The organism is Exiguobacterium sp. RM11, assembly GCF_059821525.1.
On the sequence record NZ_CM187558.1, the window covers coordinates 2,057,025 to 2,081,648 of the forward strand.

Sequence of the window (24,624 nt, forward strand, 5' to 3'; positions counted from 1 at the left end):
TCAACTACTTATACAAGTATTGATATCCCTTCTATGGTAAACGAAAACCGACCAAACGACTAGTCTATCGTTCGGTCGGAAGAAAATTGATACAAAATTAGTTGGTTTTGATCGTCCCGATGACTTCACCGAGTCGAACCGGACCCCTTTTTCCATGGTCCATTTGAACCGCATCTTTCTCAAAACAAAGCACGACCGTCGAACCGAATGAGAAGTATCCGACTTCTTGCCCTTTCTCCGCTTGATCGCCCTCGAGCGTCCACTCAATCGTGTTCACGTTCAAGGCACCGACCATGATATGCTCATACGTCCCAGCTGGACTGTCAAAGCGCGTCACACGACGGTAGTTGCGAGAGAGCGGTCTCACCGTCTCCGTCAATCCGAGCTCATTTACGGGTGCCGAGAGGTCCCCAAGTTCATAGTGACTGAGCACGCGACCCGAGAGAGGCGTATGAACGCGGTGATAATCGCGCGGGCTGAGGTACAGGACAACGACCGTTCCACCTGCGTAACGTCTCGCCTCTTGTTGAGAACCGAGCAACTCCGCAAGCGTATACGACTGTCCTTTCACCTCAAAACGGCTATCCTCTGAGATCGATTCGATGACCGATAACTTTCCGTCACACGGTGAGACGAGTGTTTCGGAAGACTCATCGATCGTACGGGCTCCCGGTTTCAAATGACGTGTGAAAAACGCATGGAGCGACGGATAGGCATGAAGCGGTTGTTCTGCTTCATCCACTGCAATGTCATACACTTTGGCAAAGGAAGGAATCAAGTGGCGACTCACGCTTGATTCTGCAAAGCGCTTCAAGCGTGTGGCAATCCAAGGCGAGGCGTTCAACTCAAATAACGTTTGGTAGAAACGACGCTTCATTCCTCTTTTGCCTCCTCATTTTTAAAGAATGTTTCGTATTGTTGCTCAGAGACCGCACCTTCAATGCGACCGACTTCTTTTCCATCTTCGAATCGGATGATCGTTGGCGTCCCATTGATGCCGTATGTTTCCCATACGTTATGGTCTGCCAAGTTGATTGATACCGCATCGTATTCTTCGATGAGTGGTTCGACATACGGTTTCACTTGCTCACAATATTCACAGCCCGTTTGCCAGAAGTAAGCGACAACCTCGCCATCCTTGTCTAACTGTTGCTGCAATTCGTCTGCGGTGACGGCATTGACGCCCTCTTCTTCATTGGCTCCGTTTAAAAAGAACAACAGACCGATTCCGATGACGATAATCGCTCCGATGATGGCGAACGTGATAAAATTCGCGCGTTTTTCAGGGTTTTTCATATGCATGATCCTCCTCTTATGTTGGATAAAGAAAAAAGACTGACTCATGCACGAGTCAGTTTGATTGTAGACGGCTTACTTCTCTTGTGCAACGTCGCTGATTCCCATGTCTTGGTTTAAGACATCGAGAAGTGCAACGAAGATTGTGATGGCCACGCCAAATCCTGTCGCGAGCATCGCGTTGAACTCTACACCATCAACAGCAGAAATGATAAACACCGCTGTATTTGAGAGCACAATCGCCCAGATCAATGTCACTAAATAACGCATTGAACGTCCCCTCCATCTCACAGATGATTCGTAAAAATTCATACGACATTAGTATAGCATTGTTCGAATGGAATATGCGACTTCGATTGTATATTCTTTCCGTCGAATCGAAAAATGTGATACGGTCGTAGAAACATCATTGTGAAGAAAAGAGGATGACTGATGTCACGTTATTTAATCGCAGTTGATTTAGATGGAACGTTATTAAGAGATGATAAAACCATTAGTGAACGAAATCTCCGTGCCCTTCAAGCGGCACGTGAAGCTGGCCATGAAGTCATGATCGCGACAGGGCGTCCAAAGCGCCATTCAATCATGTACTATGAGCAAATGGGATTGACGACTCCGCTCGTCAACTTCAACGGTGCCCTCGTGCATCACCCGAAAGATGTGAATTATGCGGTCACACACCGACCGATTCCCCTCAAGACCGCACACGATATCATAGAAGAGGTCGCCGATACGAAAGCCCATAACATCGTCGTCGAAGTGACCGACCACGTTTATTTCCAAAAGGACCCGCAAGAGTTTTACAGCCCGTATGCAGAACGTGCGCTCAGCGTCACGTCTGGTAACTTGTTGACGCACTTGCAGGATGAGCCGACGTCACTATTGATTCACGCGACAAAAGACCATGTGGCGCACGTCCGCTCGCAGCTCGACGACCTTCATGCCGAGGCCGTATTGAACCGTCAATGGCGCATGCCGGAGCACATGATTGAAGTCATGAGCAAAAACACGTCGAAGGCACTCGGACTCCAGGAAGTCTCGAAGCACTTGAACATCGACCGGAAGCAGATTATCGCCTTCGGTGACGAAGAGAACGACCTTGAGATGCTTGACTATGTCGGGACAGGTGTCGCGATGGGGAATGCCATCGACCAACTGAAAAACGTGGCCAATGAAGTGACGGCTTCGAACATGGATGACGGGATTGCCCTTTTCCTAGAAGAACGACTTGGGATCAAGTCATAACGAAAGCACCGACCTAGAAAAGTCGGTGCTTTTTGTAATTCGTCTATTTTTTAGCGACGGAACGTTCCTTCGACGTCCTCTGTCGGCAAGATATTGATCCAAACCGATGGGTCCGCATCTTTACAGATCCGTGTGATTTCACGAACCTCGTGTCGTTGGGCGACCATCATGAGCGTTGCTTTCTCGACTTTCGAGTACGTGCCGATTGCCGGCATGAGCGTGATGCCACGGAACACGTGTTGATGCAATTCTTTCGTGACTTCATCTGGATGGTTCGTCACAATAAAGAGCGTCTGACGCTGCGTATTCGTGTAAATCTCATCGATGACTTTTGATGTCACATACAAGAAGACGATCGTATAGAGCGCTGTCGGCCATCCGAACAAGGCACCTGCTGCGAGCGCGATCATCATGTTCATCAAGAAGAGGTAGACACCGACCGAGTTGTTCGTGAATTTCGCAAGAATCAACGCGACGATATCAAAGCCTCCCGTCGAGGCACCGTACCGAATCGTAATCCCCGATCCGATCGCCAAAAGCACACCGCCGAACACTGCGTTCAATAACGGGTCGTCCGAGAGGAGCTGCGATTGCGGAAGCATACGAATGAACAACGTAACCGAGGCGACACTGACAAGCGTATGGATCATCATATTCCGCCCGAGCATAAAATAACTAACGACGAGCAGTGGTGCGTTCAGAATAAAGAACCAGAGCCCTTCCCCTAGTTCAAACGGTGTACCAGCTAGTAGTGCTGTCAAGATTTGGGCAAGACCCGTAAATCCTGTCGAATAGACGCCAGCTGGAATTAAAAATAATGTCATGGATAAGGCAACGAACAATCCTCCGATGATCGAGACAACCCCGATTCGTGTATGTTCTTTAACGGCTTCCGTCAAGCTTCAACTCCCCTTTCTCAAAATAGCTAAGAATCAAGATAACATAGATTATTCATGCTGCATACAGCAAATATGCAGGAAATCCGATAAGTTTTTCATACAAAAACAAGCCGACCGAGGTCGGCTTGTTCGTATGAAGCAATTGGTCACGCTTTCACTGTTTCAATTGTAATCGATTCATTCGCAGGAACCGTTACTGCATTTCCATACACGTGAAGCGTTACATCTGTACCACCTGTTTGTTGGATTGTCACTTGTTCACGTGATGATGTGACCGTCAAGTGATGGCCACGCCAGAGCATGTTGAACGAGTAACCGTTCCAGTCCTTCGGAATCATCGGGCTGAACGAAAGGTGATCCCCTTGGATGCGCATGCCTGCGAAACCATGAACGATGGACATCCATGAGCCGACCATCGATGTGATGTGCAACCCATCTTCTGTATCGTTGTTGTAGTTGTCGAGGTCAAGACGTGCTGAACGTTGATACAGTTCAACCGCTTTGTCCTCATACCCGACTTCTGCCGCAATGATCGAATAGACACATGGCGACAAGCTCGACTCATGAACCGTGCGTGGCTCATAGAAATCGAAGTTCGCACGTTTCTGTTCAAGCGTGAAGCGATCACCGAACGTGTAGAGTCCTTGTAGGACGTCCGCTTGTTTGATGAAGTTTGAGCGAAGGATGCGATCCCACGACCAGTTTTGGTTAAGTGGAAGGTGTTTCGGATCGAGGTCCTTCACCAAAATCTGCTCTTTATCCATGAAGCCATCCTGTTGCATGAAGACATCTGGCACGAGGTCATCTTTTGGATAGTACATCTTTGTTTGGATATCCGCCCACTTCGCAAGTTCAGCGTCTGTGATGCCAAGTGTCGACACGAGCTCTTCGAGACGTGCAGGTTCTGCTTCTTTCAAGTAGTTATACACTTCTTGCGTGTACTCGAGCGTCCACGCGGCAATCAAGTTCGTGTACCAGTTGTTGTTGACGTTATTGTCGTATTCGTTCGGACCTGTGACGCCTAGGATCATATACACGTCTTTGTGTGGCACAAAGTTGACGCGGCTAGCCCAGTAACGCGAGATCTCGACCAATACTTCAAGTCCGTATTGTCCAAGGTAAGACTTATCGCCTGTGAAGTTCGTGTAGTTGAAGATCGCATGGGCGATTGCACCGTTCCGGTGAATCTCTTCATGCGTGATCTCCCACTCGTTATGACACTCTTCCCCGTTCATCGTGACCATCGGGTAAAGCGCACCTTCCATACCGACATTCTTCACAGCGTTCTCTTTTGCTTGTGGCAATTGATTGTGACGGTATTTGAGCAAGTTCCACGAGACCTCTGGTTTAGCAGTCGCCAAGTAGAAGTGGAGGCAATAAGCTTCCGTATCCCAATACGTCGCACCGCCGTACTTCTCACCTGTGAACCCTTTTGGCCCGATGTTGAGACGAGAATCTTCGCCCGTATACGTTTGATACATGTTGAAGATGTTGAAACGGATTCCTTGTTGCGCTTCGATATCTCCATCGATTCGAACGTCCGCATCTTCCCAACGTGCGAGCCACGCTTCCGTCTGTTCAGCGAGGAGCGTCTCAAATCCTTTTTCAAATGCCGCTTCGACGCGTTTCATCCCTGCAGATTGAAGATCCTCAATCGCATGGTCGCGGTTCGTCACGACAGATACATATTTATAGGCTGTCGCCGTCTCACCGGCAGTCACATTGACCGTGAATTTGTTCGCCACGAAGAGGTCTGTCGCTTCAAGCACTTCACAACGAGCGCTTTCTACGTCCGCAATCATCGATGCCGTAACGTGCCAATCGAGTTTTTTCGTCTTCGTCGTCACGAAACCGAAGCGTTCTTCGATGCCACGGTCGACCGGGAGCCAGAACTTCTCATCGTAGTTCGAATCTTCATTCTCGACATCGCCGTCTAAGTATGGCGTGAACTCGATTTTCGCTTCGTAGTTCACCGGTGTGACGTTGTAACGAATCGCTAATACTTCTTTATCGACGATGGAGAAGAAACGGACGACTTCCACTTTTGTCTCTTCTGTGCCGTTCATCAATGTGAACGTCCGTGTGAGCACACCACGCTGCATATCCAATTCGCGAGTAAAGTCTTTCACGTCCCATTTCGCCAAATCGACAGGTGTTCCATTGATCGCGACGCGTAGACCGATGACGTTTGTCGCATTCAATACTTTGGCAAAGTATTCAGGATATCCGTTCTTCCACCAACCGACACGTGTTTTGTCCGGGTAATAGACGCCCGCCACATAGAATCCCTGGTGCGTATCATTCGAGTAATCTTCCTCGAAATTTCCTCGCATCCCCATATGCCCGTTTCCGAGCGATGTGATTGATTCAGCAAGACGGTTTTCTTTCGGGTGAAGACCTTCTTCTGTTACTTTCCATTCATCGACTGCAAACAATCGTTTCATCTGTCTGCCACTCCTTTTTCTCTACAAGGCTACCTTCGACGGACAACAAGTTCATGCAACCGTTTGTCTATGAAAGCGCTGTATTTAATCTCACCTTTCATTTTACACAACTGAAGAGAGAATGCAATCGTTTGCATAAAACTTTTTCTTTCTTTTTTTCATCACATTTTTTAAACAAAAAGACTGCCTCTCGCGGAGACAGTCTTAACGGGTCATCATCTTTGATTTTCTTCACCGAACGCCTCATGACCTTCAAAGGCCGGGTTGTTCCCGTCATTGAATCCTGTGTCCGGTTCGTCGAGGATGAAGGCGTAACCTCCGTTCATAATATCCCCGTACGCCCGATTGACGTCGTCGTCAGCAAGACCGAGGTCGAGCAAGGCCCGCTTCACTTCCTCTTCGCCTTCCGCGACGCCAGAGAACTTCTGCATCCAGTTCGCGCTCGCTTCCTCGATTTTCACGTCAGTATTTCGTTAGACGAGCGAGACGTCGTCTTTATCTTTCGCGACAACGAACACATCGCTCTCGTCGTACCCCTCTTCGGTCAACTGTCAACTGATCAATCTTGGCGACGAGTGCCGCTTCCTCTTGATATGTGTCTACAAATCGACGTTTGCTCATCGTGTCTCATCCTTTCGCGTTGTATGGTCTTCGACCGTGACATCGGCTTGCCCGACTTCGATCACTTCGATTTCTTCCTTACGGAGCGTTTCGTTCATCGTTTTGACGTCTTCCGTCACTTGTTTCCGGACGATGATTTCTTCGACGACGACTGGGCGCTTCACGATGAAGGCCCGTTCCTCGATGACTTGAATCCGTAAGTGGTCCCCTTCGTCAATCGTCCGGATACCCGGTTGATCGAAGTCGTAGTCTTCAATCACATCTTCCGACCCTGTCGTCCGCTCCACATGGACCTGTTCCCTCCGGACCGGGACTTCAATCTCTCGCTCGGTCTCCGATACGTGGCGATTGATGACGACTTCTCCGGTTTGGACCGCTTGTTTCTCGACAGTCAGCCGTTCCTCGTGCAAAGCGAGCGTCTGTTCTTCAGTCTCTGCTACCGGTTCCGTCTTCGGACTCGTGGCATCAAAACGTTGCTCGCTCCGGTCCGCATCGACGTATAGGAAGAGTCGTCCTTGTTCGACTTCTTTCGCGAATCGGTCTTGCTGCTCTGACGTCAAATGCATGCTTTTGAGCCAGCGTTCGATTGGCCGCTCGCTCGATGTAACGAGTGAAGCGACCGTACCCGGTTCATCAGTGACGAGGACGTAGAGGTTCGAATGACGACGGACGGCATCCGCCACATCGGCCTGTTTGACGAGGACATACATATCTTCCTCTTTATAGCCTTCTCGTTTCAAGTCGACCGTTCGATTGAGCAGCGCCTCAGGTTGATCAAATATTTCAGAAATAATCACTTGTTTCATGGCGTTCCTTCCTCCTCTGGTCAATTGGCGAAAAAAAGGATGGTCCCTCAGAGAGAGCCATCCTTGTCGAGGTACTTGTACAATCGATTAGAGACGGTCGCGGTCGTCACGACGCGTATGATCGCCATCACGATGGCGAAGGTCATCTTCCCCTTCGATATGCGCCTCTTCTTTACGCAACGTCTCACGTACCGTTTCTGTATCTTTTACTTTCTCTTTGCCGACGACGATTTCTTCGGCCACGACGTCTTTCTTCGTCACGTCGACGCGTTCTTCTGTGACCGGTACGCGAATCTCATCGCGGTCCTTCGTCGCATCGAACGAATGTCCAGTCGCTTCACGGTCTCCATCGACGCGGCGACGTTCGACGTATACTTCGTCGCGCTCGACTTCGACATCGACGCGCTCTTCGTGCTCAACGACGTCTTTCTCGACGCGAACTTCTCCTGTTTGCACGCGTTCTTTGTTCACTTGAAGACGCTCTTCATGAAGCTCGAGTTTTTGCTCATCGGTCAAATCGGTGCGATTTCGGATGTCGTCATCCATATCGTTAAAGCGATCGTTTGTAAGGCCTGCACTTGAAGCTCCAGTCATCCCGACATCACGTGCGGTCATATTGCCCGCTTCATTCCCTTCAGATCCGTAACCAGCTGATGTACGACCACCTTCGAACGTGTCGTTGCGACCGTCATCGAAGACGCCATTGTCGGTATCTAATAAGAGGACCATACCGCCGTTCTCGATATCTTGGTGATGACGTGCCGTCTCTTCTTCCGAGAAGCCGAGTTTATCGAACGTATGACGGACTTCGTCTCCACCGTCTGCGACTCCGAAGAAGCGATCGAGCCACGATGCTTTCGTTTCTTTTACTTCTGCATCCGTTTCGCCGCGAACCAGTGAAAGGTTCGACTTATCTTTTACAACGACGTATAAATCGTCTTCGCGGTGCCCCTCGGCGCGAAGTTGATCAATTTTTGACACGAGCTCTGACTCCTGATAGTAAGTGCCTACATAACGTTTGTTATCCATGATTGTATCTCCCTTTCAAATTCTTTATTTTTTTGGTTATAGGCTGGGCGGATACGTAATGATCTGCCATTCGGCCGGTAATGTGGATATTCCCTTGCAACTGCCTTTCAATCGTTTCTTTCACAATTGTAATCGGTTTGTAACGTTATGACTTTTGACCGATTGATTCTTCTTCTATCGTATGCATCCAGATTGCACACAAAAAACCTTCCGCCTGACACGGAAGGTTTGAAATCACTCGACAATTTGGGTTTTCTTTTTCTGACCGCACGACTGGCGCACGACCAAATAATGGGGGACAATGACGCGTTTCCCATAAGGCGGCGCGCTATCGCCAATTTGTTCAATCAGACAGTTCGTCGCCTCAAAGCCGAGACCGAAAATGTTGATCTCGACCGAAGTGAGCGGCGGGTTCGAGTGTTCGGCGATATAGACGTTATTGAAACTGACGACAGCCACATCTTCAGGAATCTTGAGTCCCATTTCGCTGAGTGTACTGATGACCCCGAGTGCCATCATGTCATCACTGACGACGACAGCAGTCGGTGGCTCTTCATTTTGAAGCAGTTCACGGACGGCTTTTGCGCCACCTTTCGTCATGAACTCGGCTCGTGCGATATAGTCCTCACATACCGGAATGCCCGCTTCCATGAGAGCCGTCGCGTATCCGTTCCGGCGGTCTTGTGTCACGGCGAGTTTGTCCGATCCCCCGATGAAGGCGATGCGTCGGTGACCTAGATTATAGAGATGCTTCGTCACTTCGCGTCCGGCCAAATAGTTGTCCGTATCGACGTACGTAATCGAAGAAGCGTCCCCGAACGGCTTCCCGACCACGACGAACGGAAACTTCGTCTGACGTAGATATTGGACGACTTGGTCGTCTTCGCGTGAATAGAGGACGATGACACCGTCGACACGGCGTCCCTGTACCATCTCGATCACACCCGACAATACCTCTTCCTCTGTCACACCGGTCGTCATATAGAGTGAATAACCGTTTTGATGCGCCTTCGTACTGATTCCTCGCAACACTTCTGGGAAGAATGGGTTTTGAAGCGTCTTTGTTGCCGCGCTCGGCATGACGAGACCAATCGACTGTGTCGAGCGGTTGGCAAGACTTCTCGCATGAATGTTCGGATGGTAACCGAGCTCTTCCATCGAGCTTCTGACTCGTTCTTTTGTCTTCTGACTGATTCTTGGGCTGTTGGCGATGACGCGAGATACCGTCGACGGCGCGACGTTCGCATGCTTCGCAACATCTTTAATTGTGATTTGCATGGTGTTCCCCCTGCTTCCGTGAATTCAATTCGTGCCTTTCGGCGTGTCATATCTTTATTTGCGGCGCTTCCACATGACCAAACCTGTCAAGAAAATCGGAATCGTGACAACAATCAACCCGATCATCCACGGATTTACCGATGACTCCTCAACAATGTAAGCGTTCGCACTTTCGCCAGATAGTTCAATTGTAAACGTTCCGCGTTGATTTGTGACCAGTTGTGAGAATAATAGACCACGAAGTCTTGTATCTTCCCCGATTTCACTGACCTCGATCTCAATCTCTCGATCCTCACTGTTCATGTTGATCGCATATATCGCGACGTCATCCCCATCTTTACGTTCAAAGACGGCCATTCCATCTTCCGATGCGATCATACGCTGTTCACCTGTCGCAAACACAGGATACTCTTCACGCATGCGGTTCATCGTTGCGACGTATTCGTGTAACTCTTCATTTCCCGGGAATTCAGTCATGACACGGTTCGACGGGTCGGCTCCACCTGTCTGAGCATTTTCTGTTCCTTGGAAGACGATTGGCATACCCGGTGACGCATAGAGTGCGAACAACCCAAGACGTAACCGTCGTTCCGCCGATTCCACGCCGCCGAGTTCAGCCATATGCATGAACCGTTCGACATCATGGTTATCGAGGAACGTCGCCATCTGATTCGGGTCGTTAAAGAACGTTTCGGCATAGCTTGCGGCAACATCGATCTCATCGACGTTCGCCTGCTGTTGCGTCATCGTTTTTGATACCCGGTCGTAGAATGTAAAGTTCGTGATGCTGTTGAATCCAAGGTCGTCATATTGCGCGACATATTGTGGGTCTGGGTCAAATACTTCAGCGAGTAAGTAAAAATCTGGGTCGACCGACCGAACACCTTCGACAAAGTCTTTCCAGAACGCTTTATCGACGTGACGGACCGTGTCGAGACGGTAACCATCGATATCTGTCTCTTCGATCCAGTACTTCGCCGCGTCGATCAAATACGATTTGACTTCCGGGTCTTCTGTCTTAAAGTCCGGTAAGTCGAATAACCAGTGCGTCTCGACCTGCTCCTGGTCTTTCCAGAATACGATCGGCAACTGTTCGTGGAACCATTCCGGTTTTTCTTCCACCCATGGATGGTTCGGGCCGACGTGGTTGACGACGAAGTCGAGAATGACTTTCATGTCTCGCTTGTGTGCTTCCGCGACAAGTTCTTGTAAATCTTCTTTCGTCCCGAATTGCGGGTCGATGTTATAAAAATCCTTAATCCAATACCCGTGATAGCCGTCCGGCATATTTTCAAAAACGGGTGTCAACCAAATCGATGTGAAGCCGAGTGACTCGATATAATCGAGCTTTTCGATGACCCCACGGATGTCTCCGCCATGAAACGCTTTCGGATCATCTTTGTCGACTTGCTCATTGTTGTCCGGGTTCCCGTCAACAAATCGGTCGACCATAATAAAATACATGCGTTCTTGTTCCCAAGTAGCAGCTTCCTTTGCACCGACGATTGTCGGAAACAAAAGAAGCGACAGGAGCACGAGCACGACGCCTCGCCTCATATCGCTTCCTCCTTTTACGAGTATTATCCTTTCGTACCACCCGCTGTAAGACCAGAAACGAAGTAGCGTTGGAACATGAAGAACAAGATGACGATCGGAAGGGCTGAAAGAACCGCACCCGCCGCGAATAACGTGAAGTTATTATCGAACTGTTTCGAGATCATGTTGTAAAGACCAACTGCCAATGTTTGTTTCTCTGGTGAACGAAGGACGAGCGATGCCAAGATAAAGTCGTTGAATGGTCCCATGAAGTTAAAGAGAGCAATCGTTGCGACAATCGGCTTCGCAAGTGGCAAGATGATTTGCCAGAAGATTCGGAGGTGACCTGCACCATCCATGCGGGCAGCTTCGTCAAGTTCTTTTGGAATCGTGTCGAAGTACCCTTTCGCCAAGTACGTGTTCATCGGAATCGCACCGCCTGCATAGAGCAAGATAAGTGCTGTATGTGTGTCAAGAAGGTTGAGCATGTTGAGCAATACATAAATCGCGATGATCGCAACGAACTGTGGCACCATTTGAAGGACAAGGAACAAGACGAGTGAGTTCTTCCGTCCGACGAAACGGTAGCGTGAGAAGACGTAACCAGTAATCGTCACCAAGACGACAGAGAGCGCCATCGTGATGAAAGCGATTTTCAACGTGTTCACATACCATAAACTATAATCCGAAATCGTTAGGTCAAACAAGTTTTTATAGTGAATAAACGTCGGGTTAGCTGGAATAATTGTTGACGTAATCGTACGCCCCGGGTTGAATGATGTACCGACAACCCAAAGCATCGGATAGAGAATGATGATCGACGCAAGCGTCAAGATGACATACGAGATCGCCAAATTGATTCGTTTTTGTTTTTTCATATCAGATCATATCCTCGTCTTTGAAAGATTTTGTCCGACGGAACTGGATCACGGCAAGTGTCATGATGAAGAATGACAAGATGAGTGTGATCGCAGCCGCAAGTCCGTATTGCGGGTTGGCACCGAGAGACAATTTGTAAATCCAAGAAATCAAGATGTCGGTACCGCCGGCCGTTTGTCCAGGTACAGCAGGGCCACCGCCATTAAAGAGATAAATGATGTTGAAGTTATTGAAGTTGAACGTGAACTGCGTGATCAAGATCGGTGCAGTTGCGAACAAGAGCATCGGCAATGTGATCAAACGGAACTTATCAAAGATGGTTGCTCCGTCAATCGTTGCTGCTTCATATAAGTCACCAGGAATCGACTGAAGGACACCTGTCATAAGCGTCATGATGAACGGGAATCCGAGCCACCATTGAATGAGAACGAGTGCTGTTCGTGTCGCCGTCGGATCGGTCATCCAGTTGACTGGGTCAAGACCGAGTGCCGGCAAGATCGTCGTATTGAATACCCCGAACGATTCGTTGAACATCGAACGGAAGATCAAGATCGTGATGAATGCTGGAACTGCCCAAGAAAGAATCAAGATTGAGCGGAACAAGCGACGGAAACGAAGACCTTCTTGGTTCAAGAGTACCGCAAGGAAGATCCCGATTGCGATAACACCTGTCGTTGAAGCGACCGTCCAGACAAGCGTCCAGCCGAGTACGCCGACGAACGTGTCACGGAAGATATCGATTTCAAAAATACGCGTGAAGTTCTCGAATCCGACCCATTCGACGAGTTTCGCTGGTGGTGCGTTGTTATAGCGATAGTTCGTGAAGGCGATCAAGAACGTAAAGATCAATGGAAGAATAACGGTAAACACTAACAAAATGAGTGATGGGATTAACATTAAGTATGGGAATCCATGGTCACGCAAGTTGCGAAGTTGCATTTGGAACGATGGAAGGTTTAGATGCTGATCACGAGCGCGACCGACACGATAGGCGTCACGAATGTTCCAAACATAGAACGCGATTCCGAAGAAAAGTAAAATTAACGCGACAATCCCCTCGACCATCAAGAAGATGGAGTGGTCGTTACGAGGTCCTGGCACTTCACCAAGCGTGATCAATCCCCAAAGTCCTCCACGGTCACCTGGTCCGGCGCCCGCCCCTTTGAAAAATAGATCATAGTTTACGGCAAAATAAGATACGACGACGATAAAGAACGCTACCGCCTTCGCGTATTGTTTGTTATATAACTGTCCGAGTCCCGGAATGATGGAAAGTAGTCCCGCGTTCCGAGCATGATTTGTAGGCTTGTCCGGGCGTTGGTCCGGTGTTTTAGGGTTCGCAATTGCAGCCATCCTCAGTTTCTCCTTTCGATTTGAGCAAATCAATCAAGCAAACGTTTGCTCAATGCTAGAAAATGAGGGGGAACGCCATGTGGCGCACCCCGTCATTTCAATTCCTTATTGGTTGTTTGCTTGGATTTGTTGCTCGATGACTTTCACTGCATCGTCTGCAGATTTTTGTGCATCTTGTTTACCAGTCGCTACAAGCTGAAGTGCTTGTGCCATTGGCTCCCAAACTTGTCCCATTTCAGGAATGTTCGGCATTGGGATTGCGTTTGTCGCTTGGTCGAATACCGCTTTCGCAACTTCGTTCGACGTGATTGTTTCGTTCGACTCGAGTGCTGCTACTGGTGGGATCTCGTTGTATGCTTCAAACATTGCCAATGCGTTTTCTTCGTTCGTCAACTCTTGAAGGAACATTTCAGCCCACTCTTGGTTTTCTGTGTAAGCTGAAAGGGCATATGTTTTCACACCCATGAACGTCTTGATTGGCTCACCGTTCGGAAGTGTTGGCATTGGAGCCGCTCCGAGGTTTACGCCTGCATCTGTGTAACCAGCTACAGCCCATGGTCCGTTCATGACTGAATGTGCTTTCTTCTCAGTGAAGAGTTGGTCCATCGCTTGGCCGCCAGACTCACCGATCAATCCTTTAGGGAAGAGGCCTTCTTCGTACCATTTGCCGATGTATTCGAATCCTTCAACTGCGCCTTCGTTGTTCAAACCGATATCAGCTGGGTCGAGTGCGCCACCGTCTTCTTTGAACACGTATCCGCCGAATCCAGCGACAACACCGTGTGCGAAGTAGAAGTTATCCCAAAGTGCGAGGAATCCGTACTCGCCGTCAGCTTTCACATCGTTTGACAACTTGTAGAGGTCGTCCATTGATGCTGGAGCTTCAGCCATCAAATCTTTGTTGTACATGAGAACTGGTGTCTCAACTGATTTTGGATATCCATAAGCTTGACCATCGAACATGACAGCTGATTTCGCAGCGTCTGTGAATGCGTCAAGTGATCCTTCGTCAGCGATTGGAGCCAAGTGACCTTGGTCAGCGATTGTACCGATTTGGTCGTGCGGTACGAGAACGATGTCTGGACCTTTTCCAGCTGGACCGTCAAGCGCAAGCTTGTCTTTTTGGTCTGTCATCTGTACTTCGACGACTTCAACTTTTACGCCATGCTCTTCTTCGAACGCCTTCGCAACTTCTTTCGTTGTTTCAGACTTTTCGATGTCTTCCCAGATGACGATCTTTTCAGGTTTGTTCTCGCTTGAAGAACCACCTTCGTTAGAAGATCCGTTGTCTGTTCCGCCACCACATGCAGCAAGTGCACCGAATGCGAATACTGCTGTTGAAAGTCCTGCTACCATTTTTTTCATCTTCATGATGAAAAACCTCCCCAAGGAAATAGTATGGTCAGATTTGCGCAATCGCACGACCACGTCAATTTTAAAACTCCGCTACGAAATTGACACGGTAGTGAAAACGTTTGCATCCTCACCTCAATTTTTATTATACAGTTGTGAAAGCGTTTTACAAGTCTTTTTTTACACTTTTTTTACGTCTGTTGACCCATTTATGTAATTTATAAAATTTTGTTCTCAAATCTTCACTTTTTATGAGTTTCAGCAATTGACAAAATGTAAACGCTTTATTACCCTTTGCTTGAGCAAACGTTTTCGCAACACCTATTCTCTTTGATTCACAGTGTTGTAAAATGATGTCATCCCCTATAAAGAAAGGAATGTTTTCCTTATGATGAAAGAAGCGATTTATCATCGTGCTATGTCCCCGTTCGTTTACAAATATGACCGTGAGACGATCCACATCCGTTTTCATACGAAACGTGGTGATATTGAATCGGTCGATTTGATTTGGAACGACCCTTATGATTGGCATTCTGAAGACCCAGCTATGTGGAACTTTGACCCGGACAAGCCGAGCTACTGGCGTACATACGAGACTCCAATGGAGAAAATCGGTTTTGACGACGCCTATGACTACTGGTTCATCGCCATCAAACCACCGTTCCGTCGCCTTCGCTACGGATTCCGTTTGAATGATGGACAAGAGACAGCCGTCTATACCGAAAAAGGATGGTTCGAAGAAAAACCACTCGATGATACGGGCTATTACTTCTGTGTCCCGTTCATCAATCCGATTGATATCTTCCACGCACCGTCATGGGTGAAGGACACGGTTTGGTATCAAATCTTCCCGGATCGCTTTGCCAATGGAGATGCTTCACTTAATCCAGAAGAGACACTGCCATGGAACTCGACAGAGCCGACAATCACAAACTTCTTCGGTGGGGATTTCCAAGGGGTGATTGACCATATCGACCACTTGGTCGAACTCGGGATTACCGGAATCTATTTCTGCCCGATTTTTAAAGCGACGACGAACCACAAGTACGATACGCTCGACTATATGGAAATCGATCCACAGTTCGGGACAAAAGAGAAATTTAAAGAAATGGTCGACCTCTTGCACGAGAATGGCATCAAGGTCATGCTCGATGCCGTCTTCAATCATGTCGGATATCACCACCCATGGTTCCAAGATGTCGTCGAGAACGGTCCGGCGTCTGAGTATCGCGATTGGTTCTATCTCCGTGAATTCCCAATCGTGACGGAGCCGAAGCCGAACTACGATACGTTCGCGTTCGAAAAGAACATGCCGAAGATCAATACGGAGCATCCAGAGTTGAAAGCTTACTTATTAGATGTCGCCCGTTACTGGGTCGAAGAATTTGGCATCGACGGATGGCGCCTAGACGTCGCCAACGAAGTTGATCATGCGTTCTGGCGTGACTTCCGAAAAGCCGTCAAGCAAGCGAACCCGGAAGCCTACATCCTCGGGGAAATTTGGCACGACGCTCAACCTTGGCTACAAGGCGACCAGTTCGATGCCGTCATGAACTATCCATTCACGAACGCGAGCTTGAACTATTTCGCACTCGACCGGACGACGGCTTCTGAGTTCCGCAACGAATTGACGCGCGTCGAGATGATGAACACGATGAACGTTAACGAAGTCACGTTCAACTTGATCGACTCACATGATACGCCACGTGCGTTGACGCGGGCGAAAGGTCATAAAGGAAAGTTCAAGCTATTGATGACCTCGATGCTCACATACACAGGTAGCCCATGTATTTACTATGGGGATGAAATCGGACTCGAGGGAGAACAAGACCCGGGTTGCCGCCGCTGTATGCCGTGGGACGAAGCCGAAGAAGACCGTAACCTCTTCCGTTACATTCAAAAGCTCATCCAGCTACGGAAAGACCATCCCGTACTCGCGAATGCCGGCTCGTATCGCTTCAACTTGGTCGACGACGCCAACAATGCCGTCATCATCGAACGATGCACGAAAGATGAGACGTACTTGGTCTACTTCAACAACTCGGACTCTACTTCGAAACTAAGTCCGCTCGGTTATCGTGGCGCCGCCTACGACTTGTTACATGACCGCGATCTCGAGTCACTCGAAATTGAACTAGCACCATTTAGTGCAGCTATTCTGAAATTGAAATAATTTCGAAAATCACCTGATTTCTTCGGGTGATTTTTTTGTTGAAAATAATTTAGCAAACCCCCTATCTTTTTCATTTCATAAGGAGTAAGATGACCTTTGACATTTTTACAAAACAAATAGTTAACAGAAAGAATTATAGAGAAAAGGGAGAATACACTACATGCAGACGAAACAAACGGAACAGCTCACCCTGTTCAAACTGTCGTGGCCGATTTTCATCGAACTTGCCCTCCACATGGGAACCGGGATCATCGCCACATTGATGCTCGCACATTACTCAGACGCCGCCGCTTCGGCCGTCGGGGTTGCCAACCAAATTTTAAACGTGTTCTTGATTGTCTTCAGTGTGACGTCTGTCGGGGCGACCATTTTGATTGGTCAGGCCATCGGAGCTGGGCGCATGAAGAAGAGTCGTGACTTCGCCCGCTCCGCCGTCAGTTTGAATATGTGGCTCGGTGCAATCATGGTCGTCGTCATCTTCTTGTTCGGTGAAACGTTTTTGCGCCTATTCGGTCTATCGGATGAACTGTTTGCACACGGGCTGTTGTTCCTGCAAATCGTCGGCTTGTCGTTATTCACCGAAGCGCTCATCATGGCGCTCAGTTCGATCCTCCGAAGTCACGGGATGACGAAACATGCCATGCTCGCGACGCTTCTGATTGATATCATCACTGCTGTTGGTGCCATCTTTGCCGTTACCGGCTGGTTCGGACTTCCGGTCACTGGCGTTGCCGGTGTCGCTTGGGCCATCGTGATTGCACGATTCGCCGCCATGGTCCTGTTGTTCTGGCTCGTCAAACGGAAACTTATGATCCGCTTCCCGTTAAAAGAAGTGATTCGTCCGAAGAAAGACGACATCCAGTCGCTCCTTCAAATCGGTGTCCCTTCTGCCGGAGAGAACTTGTCTTATCAAGCTTCACAGATCATCATCACCGGTTTCATTGCGACGATGGGAGAAGCTTCCCTCGCCGCACGGGTATACGTCATGAACTTGTCGATGCTCGCCTTCTTGTTCACCGTCGCCGTCGCGCAAGGGACACAGCTCTTGATTGCGCGAGATATCGGGGGCAAACGTTTCAAAGAGGCGTATCATCGCGCCGTCAAAACATTGAAGATTGCCATGTTCGCCTCGTTCGTCGCCTCTCTCGGATTGGCGGTGTTCAGCGAGTCGCTACTCGGTCTCTTCACGTCAAATCCTGACATCATCGCGGTCGGAGTGCCAATCTTATGGGCAACGCTCATTTTAGAGCCAGGGCGCGCCATGAACATCGTCTTGATGGGATCGTTGAAGTCCGTTGGGGACGTCCGCTTCCCGGTCATGATTGGGATTGCCTCGATGTGGGGTGTCGCCGTGGCATTCAGCTACTTGTTCGGTCTTCAAATGGGGCTCGGCATCCTTGGGATTTGGCTCGCCTTCTCCCTCGATGAGTGGTTCCGCGGATTCTTCGCGTTCCGTCGTTGGAAATATGGGACATGGCAACAAAAAGGCTTCCAGTTCGAAGCCAAATCAACCACGTAAAAAAGCGGCCGCGGCCGCTTTTTTCATTTCATTAAAAATGCCTGCATCGCCTGGCGGTGTACGTCCGTGTCCCCACACTTTCGTTGCCAATCGATTTCTTCATTCAATCCCTCTTCAAATGAAGTGGCTCGCATGAGTGCCTTCATCCCTTGTACAGCAACCGGTGATTTCGCAGCGAGCGTCTCAGCGTATGACGTCAATCGCTCCGTATACATCGCATCTTCCACGAGCTCTGTGACGAGTCCGAATGTGTGCGCCGCCTCTGAGTCAATCGTACTACCACTCCACAACCAATCTAATGCGAGGTCATCTCGCATGAGTCGACGTAAGTGATACGGTCCGCCTGCATCTGCGACCAACCCGATTTTAATGAACGCCGAGCTGAACTTCGTCGACTTGGCGACGATTCGAACGTCTGCCGCGAGTGCCAAACTGAGTCCCGCTCCTGCGACGACACCATGAATGCCCGCGATGATTGGCTTACGGCATGAGAAAAGCGCACGGACGAGTGGATGATACACCTCTTCTAAATATTCCCCGTAATCTGCATCGCTCTCAATCGTTAAATCTTGTCCAGATGAGAATGCCCGTCCTTCGCCGACAAGGACGATGACGCGAACCGCGTCGTCCTGATCAAATTCATCGATTGCCGTTTTCATTTCACGTAACAACGTTTCGTTTAAGGCGTTCAGCTTTTCAGGCCGGTTTAGTTTCAACCACCCTACCCCATTGTGCGTCGTCAATTGAATCGTCTCCACTTTCATTCCCCCTTATAAAATGAATCACTGTTCATTTCTTCGCCATTCCGCCAAACTCCTTCCTTTACTGAAAAGTTTTTTGAAGTTCAATTGCCGTGAAGTTGGTTGATTTGCTATTCTAAAAGGAGTCGGTCACGAAAGGATGAGTCAGATGCAACTGACAAACGCCGCTCGGCAACTGAAACAAAAGAAGATTCCGTTCGCTTATCATACGTATGAAGTCGATGAAACCGATGTCTCTGCCAAACATGTTGCGGAGACGCTTCAGAAACCGCTCGATGAACTGTACAAAACGATTTGTCTCGTGAACGAGAAAAAACAATACGCCTTCTTTCTCATTTCCGGAGAGCGTGACATCGATTTAAAGGCAGCCGCGAAAGCTTGGGGGGCGAAGAAAGCATCGCCTGTCCCGATGAAAGAGCTCGAGGCACTGACCGGATACATCCGGGGTGGCGTCTCTCCCATCGGGGCGAAGAAGCCGTTCCCCGTATATCTGCACGAGGCAGCTAAAGAGAAAGAGACCATCACAATCTCTGCCGGGAAACGTGGTTATCAAATCGAGTTGAAGCCAAAAGATTTACTGCAATTCACAAACGGTCGCTGGTTCAGCCAATGACCTTACTGGGGGCAAAATTATGTGGAAAGAACGCATCCGTTCGTGGGTTCCAAACTCCTTTACGTTCGGAAACTTATTTTGTGGTGTCGTCGCGATTGTCTACGCCGCACGTGGTGACTTCTCAAACGCCACACTATTAATCATCATCGCGATGATGCTCGATAGTTTAGACGGGCGCCTCGCCCGTATGCTCGGAGTCGCTGGGGACTTTGGGAAGGAGCTAGACTCGCTCGCTGACATCGTTACGTTCGGTGTCGCACCGGCAATGCTCGCCTATTATACGTTTTTCATTGATTACGGCAATTATGGATTGTTCTTTGCGGCACTCTTTCCGCTATTCGGTGCATACCGTCTCGCCCGCTTCAACTTGTCTGCGACAAACGTTGCGGCAAGTTACTTCTCAGGCGTCCCGATTACGGCCGCCGGTGGACTTCTCGCCGTCATCACGACGTTCGGGGACCGCGTCAGCGAACTGTTGACACCGATTTTCTTCACAGGGCTCGCCCTGTTGATGGTCAGCCGTGTCCGCATCCCGAGTTTTAAAGATGTGCCACTGCCACGTCACTCGTTCATCATTACGATCAGCCTCGTCTATGTGACGTACATGATGTTCGCACGTTGGAAAGAATGGCCGACGTTCTGGTTTATCGCCGTCCCGTTTTATGTCTTATTCATCGCTTTCTCGTTCGTGAAAAGACGGAAACGGATGGCCAATTAAGAGTCTCGTTCGACGAGGCTCTTTTTTTGTACATGCATTTGTTAGACGAAGACTAAGATGAGCTTTAGAATGAAAGAAGAGGTGATGGAATGAAAGTGTATCCGTTTATTTGGAAATGGTTTATTGTCTGGTATTTCATTGGGTTGATCTTAGTCGGATTCGATTTGCTTCCGCCTTGGTTAGAATGGGCGAACCCCGTCTTTTTATGGCTCGCCGGCGCGATTGGTGGAACGATTCTTTATCAAGGGATTCGACAAGGTGTTTGGATTGTTCCGTTTATTTTCTTCGGTTCGATCGCCGTCGAGACACTTGGCGTAAAAACAGGGTTCCCGTTCAGCGAATACGTCTATGCCGAGGCATTCGGTCCGACAGTCTTTGGAGTCCCTGTCACAATCGGTGCGGCGTGGCTCGCTGTCATTGGCTCTAGTTTTGCCGTGGCTCGACTCTTCACGTTTCGCAACAACATTTTATGGCTCGTCCCGATTCTCGCCGTATGGCTCGATATGGCAATCGATCCTGTAGCAGCAAACGTGAAAGGCTACTGGGAATGGGCAAATGACGGCTTGTATTATGATATCCCGACGCAAAACTTTATCGGTTGGTTCGGGTTATCCCTTATTTTCTCATGGTTGTTACAGCGTCACGAACGAGCTGTCGATTCTTTGTTCATCCAGCACGGCGTTTACTTGTTCGTCATGCTTCATGCCCTCTTTGGCGTCACGGCCGTGAACGCAGGTCTCTATGGAATCGGCTTCCTGAGTATTCTGACGTCTGGGGTGATTCTTTTAGAAAGGAGAGTTCGCGATGATCGAGTCACACAAAAAGAAATGGTTCAATAATGTATTCTCAACATTCGTAAGGGAACGTCAGATTCGTCCGACGTTTCATAATATTTTTATTCGAACCGATGATATCCCGACACCTGGTTTAATCTTAAGTACGCACAGTGCTTGGTGGGATGGACTCGTCATGTATATGGTGAATGAACATTTTTTGAGACATGACATCCATGTGTTGATGGACGAGGACGGATTGCGTCGTTTCCCGTTCTTTCGTCACCTTGGGGCCTTCTCTGTAAAAAAAGGAAGTCTATCCGATGTGCGTGCTTCCCTCGCCTACGCGAATGAGTTGATCGCTTCAGGCAAATCGGTATGGATGTATCCACAAGGTCGAGAAGTCCCTCAAGAAATGCGTCCGATTGAAATCGAATCTGGGGCGACCCTGTTACTGAATGAGCGTCCCCTTCATTTATGTGCCATGTATTATGCATTTGAAAGCCATGCCGAGCCCGTTGTCTACGTCCGATTCCGAAAATACAGCGTGACCTCGTCGACTCGGAGAACTCAAAAACAAGAGATTGCGCAAGCGCTCGAGCAGTTGTATGACGATGTCAGAGATGACGTCATCACACGTTCGACCGCCTATGCTCCTTTGTTCCGTCCGCGACGCAATCTAGCCGAATGGACAGAAACGTTCGTTCGACTCGGGAGGAGGGGCTCATGATTCTTTGGTTCGTGACCCTCTGCATGCTCATCTTCACACTCGTGAATCTAGCGTTTTTACGACCACTCGCAAAAACCGGGAAAGCTATGGCGACAGCCGTCTGCATCCCGATGCGGAACGAGTCACGACATGTCGACCGATTGATTACTAATTTACAAATGGCGATCCCGGAGAATACTCATGTCTACATTTATGAAGACCGCTCCGAAGACGATACATATGAACGATTACATCGCGCAATCGGAGACGATTCCCGATTCACCGTCATTCAGGGAGTCCCTTTACCTGATGACTGGGCCGGGAAAGTCCATGCCTGTCATCAGCTCGCAACACATACGACTGAACCGTATCTCCTCTTTTTAGATGCGGACGTCACCATCGATTCGAGCTTCATCCCCCGCATGCATGCGACACTCGCTCGTGAAAAGGCTGTCTTTTTATCCGGATTTCCTCAATTTCCGACATCGACATTTCTCGGGAAATTGTTGATTCCGATGCAACATGTGCTCATCGCCCAACACCTGCCTTTGTTCTGGCGAAAAGTGAAACACCCAGCATTCGCGGCAGCGAACGGAATGAATGTACTTGTCGAACGAAATAGTTACGAAGAGATTGGTGGGCACGCTTCGATCCGTTCATCGTTGATTGATGACATCGATTTATGTCGTATGTTCAAGCGTCATCAAAAAGTGACGTCACTCGTTCAAGTCGCCCCGTTCATCTCTTGTGATATGTATGAGACGAATGAAGAAGTATGGAGCGGGTTTTCAAAAAACGTATTCAAGGGAATGAATGAATCAGTAGGACTTGCCTTGTACTTCTTGACGTATTACGGGATTCAGTTGACCGCCATGTTCGCATGGCTATTTTCACCAAGTTGGCAAACGATTAGTGCGGCACTCTTCGTACTCCTCGCCCGACTTGCTGTCGACATAAAATCTCATGGATCCGGTACATGGTTGCATCCAATCAGCTTGATCGCTTATCTGACCTTACTCGGGAACGCCGTCATCCGTAAATGGAGACGTCTACCGATCACGTGGAAAGGTCGCCATTATTCCTAATCGAGCGTTTTACTTAAGGGGGACAAATGTATGAAACAAATTGTTGTCATTGGAGCAGGGCTAGGTGGCCTGAGCGCTGCCGTCACGCTCGCCACACACGGCTATGACGTCACGGTCATTGAGAAGAATGAACATGTCGGCGGAAAACTTATGCCCGTCATCACCGACGGGCACCGTTTCGACTTCGGTCCGAACACCATCACGATGCCAGATGTCTTTCGTTCCGTCATCCGAAACAGCGGTGCCAATCCTGATGACTATTTTGAATTGATCAAACTCGATCAACATACCGTCAATCATTATTCGGACGGCTCCTCGTTCACATTTAGCGCCGATCGGGCACAGCTTGAATCGGAAGTGCGACGATTGACGAATGACCAAATGAAGAAAAATCAATTACAAGCTTATTTAGATGAAGCAGAGAAGTTGTTCCGAATCGCGAACGAACGCTTCTTCACCCGTATGGAGACAAAATTAGATCCGGGCCTTTGGGCGGACATGGTAAAAGTACACCCGCTGCAAAGTCTGCATGCCCTTCATCAGAAATACTTCAAAGATAAGCGCATCATCCAGGCAATCGACCGATATGCGACGTATATCGGCAGTAGCCCGTACGTGACACCCGGCACGTTCGCGCTCATCTCTCATTTAGAATTGAATGAAGGGGTCTATTTTGCCAAGGGAGGCAACTGGAACATCGCCAAAGGGTTTGCGAAGCGAGCGAGTGAACTCGGGGTGACGTTCCGACTCGGACACGAAGTGACGAAAATTGAAGTCTTGAACGGGAAAGCCCATGAAGTCGTCGTTGATGACAAAGAAGTCATCTCTTGCGATGCTGTTCTGCTCAATGGCGAGCTGCTCACGCAATATCCTCGACTTGTCGATGCGAAAGACCGTCCTTCTTTCCCGGTCCCAACTCGCGATACCGTCGAGCCGTCCATCTCTGCATTCGTGTTAATGATCGGGTTATCGAAACGCTTGAACCTTGCTCATCATAACGTCTATTTCTCTGACGACTACGAGCGAGAATTTAAGGCACTCTTCCAAGAAGAACGCTATGCAGACGAGCCGACCATCTATATCTCCAATTCATCCGCAACTGACCCATCGATGGGAGAGGCAGGAGACAACTTGTTCATCCTCGTCAATGCTCCCGCGCATTTGACGGACATTGATGCCGATACGTATGAGCATTTGATACGTCGTCGGTTGCGCGCGTTCGGTGTCGATTGGGAAGAAGAAGAGGTTCTCTTCCACCGACGTGTGACACCACAAGACTTGAGCCGTGACTTTTATGCATATTACGGTGCTCTTTATGGCACGTCGGCCAACTCGAAAAAAGGTGCATTCTTTAGACCAGCAGCCCGCTCGACGGACGTGTCGAACATCTGGTTTGCAGGTGGTTCGACCCATCCTGGGGGAGGGAGCCCAATGGTCACGCTTTCAGGACAATTCGCGGCACGATCGATGTTAGAGGACATACCTCTGACAATATGAACATTTTGTGAACGCGAGTTTCGACACTTGTCGACAA

At 49.0% G+C, this 24,624-nt stretch carries 24 protein-coding genes; 9 read left to right on the plus strand and 15 right to left on the minus strand.

From position 1 onward, the window contains the following. Positions 1-97: 97 nt before the first annotated feature. The 3 genes from AC5LIL_RS10750 to AC5LIL_RS10760 form a co-directional block, all read right to left on the minus strand. Positions 98-877 carry a phosphatidylserine decarboxylase gene (locus AC5LIL_RS10750; protein ID WP_499824119.1) on the minus strand — a complete coding sequence of 260 codons (780 nt, stop codon included), beginning with the start codon at positions 875-877 and terminating at the stop codon, positions 98-100. Beyond that, positions 874-1,296 carry a thioredoxin family protein gene (locus tag AC5LIL_RS10755; protein WP_499824121.1) on the minus strand — a complete coding sequence of 141 codons (423 nt, stop codon included), beginning with the start codon at positions 1,294-1,296 and terminating at the stop codon, positions 874-876. The genes AC5LIL_RS10750 and AC5LIL_RS10755 overlap by 4 nt, the downstream gene beginning before the upstream one ends. A 75-nt stretch (positions 1,297-1,371) precedes the next feature. After that, the gene (locus AC5LIL_RS10760; RefSeq protein ID WP_074032676.1) at positions 1,372-1,566 is read right to left on the minus strand and encodes a YjzD family protein; all 195 of its coding nucleotides are present in this window, start codon (positions 1,564-1,566) and stop codon (positions 1,372-1,374) included. 162 nt (positions 1,567-1,728) lie between these two features. Here AC5LIL_RS10760 and AC5LIL_RS10765 point away from each other — a divergent pair, with 162 nt between their 5' ends. Then, positions 1,729-2,541, plus strand: coding sequence for a Cof-type HAD-IIB family hydrolase (locus tag AC5LIL_RS10765; protein WP_499824123.1), 813 nt, complete (start codon positions 1,729-1,731; stop codon positions 2,539-2,541). Between the two features lie 50 nt (positions 2,542-2,591). Here AC5LIL_RS10765 and AC5LIL_RS10770 read toward each other — a convergent pair whose 3' ends face one another. The 11 genes from AC5LIL_RS10770 to AC5LIL_RS10820 all read right to left on the minus strand — a co-directional run bounded on the left by AC5LIL_RS10770 (position 2,592) and on the right by AC5LIL_RS10820 (position 14,757). Continuing rightward, positions 2,592-3,440 (minus strand): YitT family protein, encoded by an 849-nt coding sequence (locus tag AC5LIL_RS10770; protein WP_074032674.1) that lies wholly within the window; start codon positions 3,438-3,440, stop codon positions 2,592-2,594. 146 nt (positions 3,441-3,586) lie between these two features. Beyond that, positions 3,587-5,884: a glycoside hydrolase family 65 protein gene (locus AC5LIL_RS10775; protein ID WP_499824125.1), complete on the minus strand. Its 2,298-nt coding sequence runs from the start codon at positions 5,882-5,884 to the stop codon at positions 3,587-3,589. A gap of 215 nt (positions 5,885-6,099) precedes the next feature. Beyond that, complete coding sequence (locus AC5LIL_RS10780; protein WP_499824126.1) at positions 6,100-6,345, minus strand: hypothetical protein; 246 nt, start codon at positions 6,343-6,345, stop codon at positions 6,100-6,102. 34 nt (positions 6,346-6,379) lie between these two features. Continuing rightward, positions 6,380-6,505: a hypothetical protein gene (locus AC5LIL_RS10785; protein ID WP_275531718.1), complete on the minus strand. Its 126-nt coding sequence runs from the start codon at positions 6,503-6,505 to the stop codon at positions 6,380-6,382. Then, a complete protein-coding gene (locus AC5LIL_RS10790) occupies positions 6,502-7,311 on the minus strand; it encodes a YsnF/AvaK domain-containing protein (RefSeq protein ID WP_499824127.1) in 810 nt (269 codons plus the stop codon). The genes AC5LIL_RS10785 and AC5LIL_RS10790 overlap by 4 nt, the downstream gene beginning before the upstream one ends. An 87-nt stretch (positions 7,312-7,398) precedes the next feature. Continuing rightward, positions 7,399-8,340 carry a YsnF/AvaK domain-containing protein gene (locus AC5LIL_RS10795; protein WP_214685863.1) on the minus strand — a complete coding sequence of 314 codons (942 nt, stop codon included), beginning with the start codon at positions 8,338-8,340 and terminating at the stop codon, positions 7,399-7,401. Positions 8,341-8,574: 234 nt separating this feature from the next. Next, positions 8,575-9,618, minus strand: coding sequence for a LacI family DNA-binding transcriptional regulator (locus tag AC5LIL_RS10800; protein ID WP_499824128.1), 1,044 nt, complete (start codon positions 9,616-9,618; stop codon positions 8,575-8,577). Positions 9,619-9,672: 54 nt separating this feature from the next. Next, positions 9,673-11,175, minus strand: coding sequence for an alpha-amylase family glycosyl hydrolase (locus tag AC5LIL_RS10805; RefSeq protein WP_499824129.1), 1,503 nt, complete (start codon positions 11,173-11,175; stop codon positions 9,673-9,675). Between the two features lie 23 nt (positions 11,176-11,198). Then, the gene (locus AC5LIL_RS10810; RefSeq protein WP_074037639.1) at positions 11,199-12,032 is read right to left on the minus strand and encodes a sugar ABC transporter permease; all 834 of its coding nucleotides are present in this window, start codon (positions 12,030-12,032) and stop codon (positions 11,199-11,201) included. A gap of 1 nt (position 12,033) precedes the next feature. Further along, positions 12,034-13,386 (minus strand): sugar ABC transporter permease, encoded by a 1,353-nt coding sequence (locus AC5LIL_RS10815; RefSeq protein WP_074032667.1) that lies wholly within the window; start codon positions 13,384-13,386, stop codon positions 12,034-12,036. A gap of 105 nt (positions 13,387-13,491) precedes the next feature. Further along, entirely contained in the window at positions 13,492-14,757 is a 1,266-nt protein-coding gene (locus AC5LIL_RS10820) for an extracellular solute-binding protein (RefSeq protein WP_074037640.1), read from the minus strand. Between the two features lie 370 nt (positions 14,758-15,127). Between AC5LIL_RS10820 and AC5LIL_RS10825 the strand changes: the two genes are divergently transcribed. Both AC5LIL_RS10825 and AC5LIL_RS10830 read left to right on the plus strand, forming a co-directional pair. Continuing rightward, the gene (locus tag AC5LIL_RS10825) at positions 15,128-16,912 is read left to right on the plus strand and encodes a glycoside hydrolase family 13 protein (RefSeq protein WP_214785375.1); all 1,785 of its coding nucleotides are present in this window, start codon (positions 15,128-15,130) and stop codon (positions 16,910-16,912) included. 160 nt (positions 16,913-17,072) lie between these two features. Continuing rightward, a complete protein-coding gene (locus tag AC5LIL_RS10830) occupies positions 17,073-18,431 on the plus strand; it encodes an MATE family efflux transporter (RefSeq protein ID WP_211781580.1) in 1,359 nt (452 codons plus the stop codon). A gap of 23 nt (positions 18,432-18,454) precedes the next feature. Here the strand turns inward: AC5LIL_RS10830 and AC5LIL_RS10835 are convergent, their stop codons facing one another. Further along, entirely contained in the window at positions 18,455-19,189 is a 735-nt protein-coding gene (locus AC5LIL_RS10835) for an enoyl-CoA hydratase/isomerase family protein (RefSeq protein WP_214785376.1), read from the minus strand. Between the two features lie 151 nt (positions 19,190-19,340). Between AC5LIL_RS10835 and ybaK the strand changes: the two genes are divergently transcribed. The 6 genes from ybaK (at position 19,341) to AC5LIL_RS10865 (ending at position 24,587) form a co-directional block, all read left to right on the plus strand. Next, complete coding sequence (gene ybaK / locus AC5LIL_RS10840; protein WP_499824130.1) at positions 19,341-19,805, plus strand: Cys-tRNA(Pro) deacylase; 465 nt, start codon at positions 19,341-19,343, stop codon at positions 19,803-19,805. A 19-nt stretch (positions 19,806-19,824) separates the two neighbouring features. After that, positions 19,825-20,523: a CDP-diacylglycerol--serine O-phosphatidyltransferase gene (gene pssA / locus AC5LIL_RS10845; RefSeq protein ID WP_031421233.1), complete on the plus strand. Its 699-nt coding sequence runs from the start codon at positions 19,825-19,827 to the stop codon at positions 20,521-20,523. Between the two features lie 89 nt (positions 20,524-20,612). After that, entirely contained in the window at positions 20,613-21,362 is a 750-nt protein-coding gene (locus AC5LIL_RS10850) for a carotenoid biosynthesis protein (RefSeq protein ID WP_214785378.1), read from the plus strand. Continuing rightward, entirely contained in the window at positions 21,328-22,026 is a 699-nt protein-coding gene (locus AC5LIL_RS10855) for a lysophospholipid acyltransferase family protein (protein WP_499824131.1), read from the plus strand. Before AC5LIL_RS10850 ends, AC5LIL_RS10855 begins: the two co-directional genes overlap by 35 nt. Next, the gene (locus AC5LIL_RS10860; RefSeq protein ID WP_499824132.1) at positions 22,023-23,090 is read left to right on the plus strand and encodes a glycosyltransferase family 2 protein; all 1,068 of its coding nucleotides are present in this window, start codon (positions 22,023-22,025) and stop codon (positions 23,088-23,090) included. Before AC5LIL_RS10855 ends, AC5LIL_RS10860 begins: the two co-directional genes overlap by 4 nt. 30 nt (positions 23,091-23,120) lie before the next feature. Next, a complete protein-coding gene (locus AC5LIL_RS10865; RefSeq protein ID WP_499824133.1) occupies positions 23,121-24,587 on the plus strand; it encodes a phytoene desaturase family protein in 1,467 nt (488 codons plus the stop codon). The last annotated feature ends 37 nt before the right edge of the window (positions 24,588-24,624 follow it).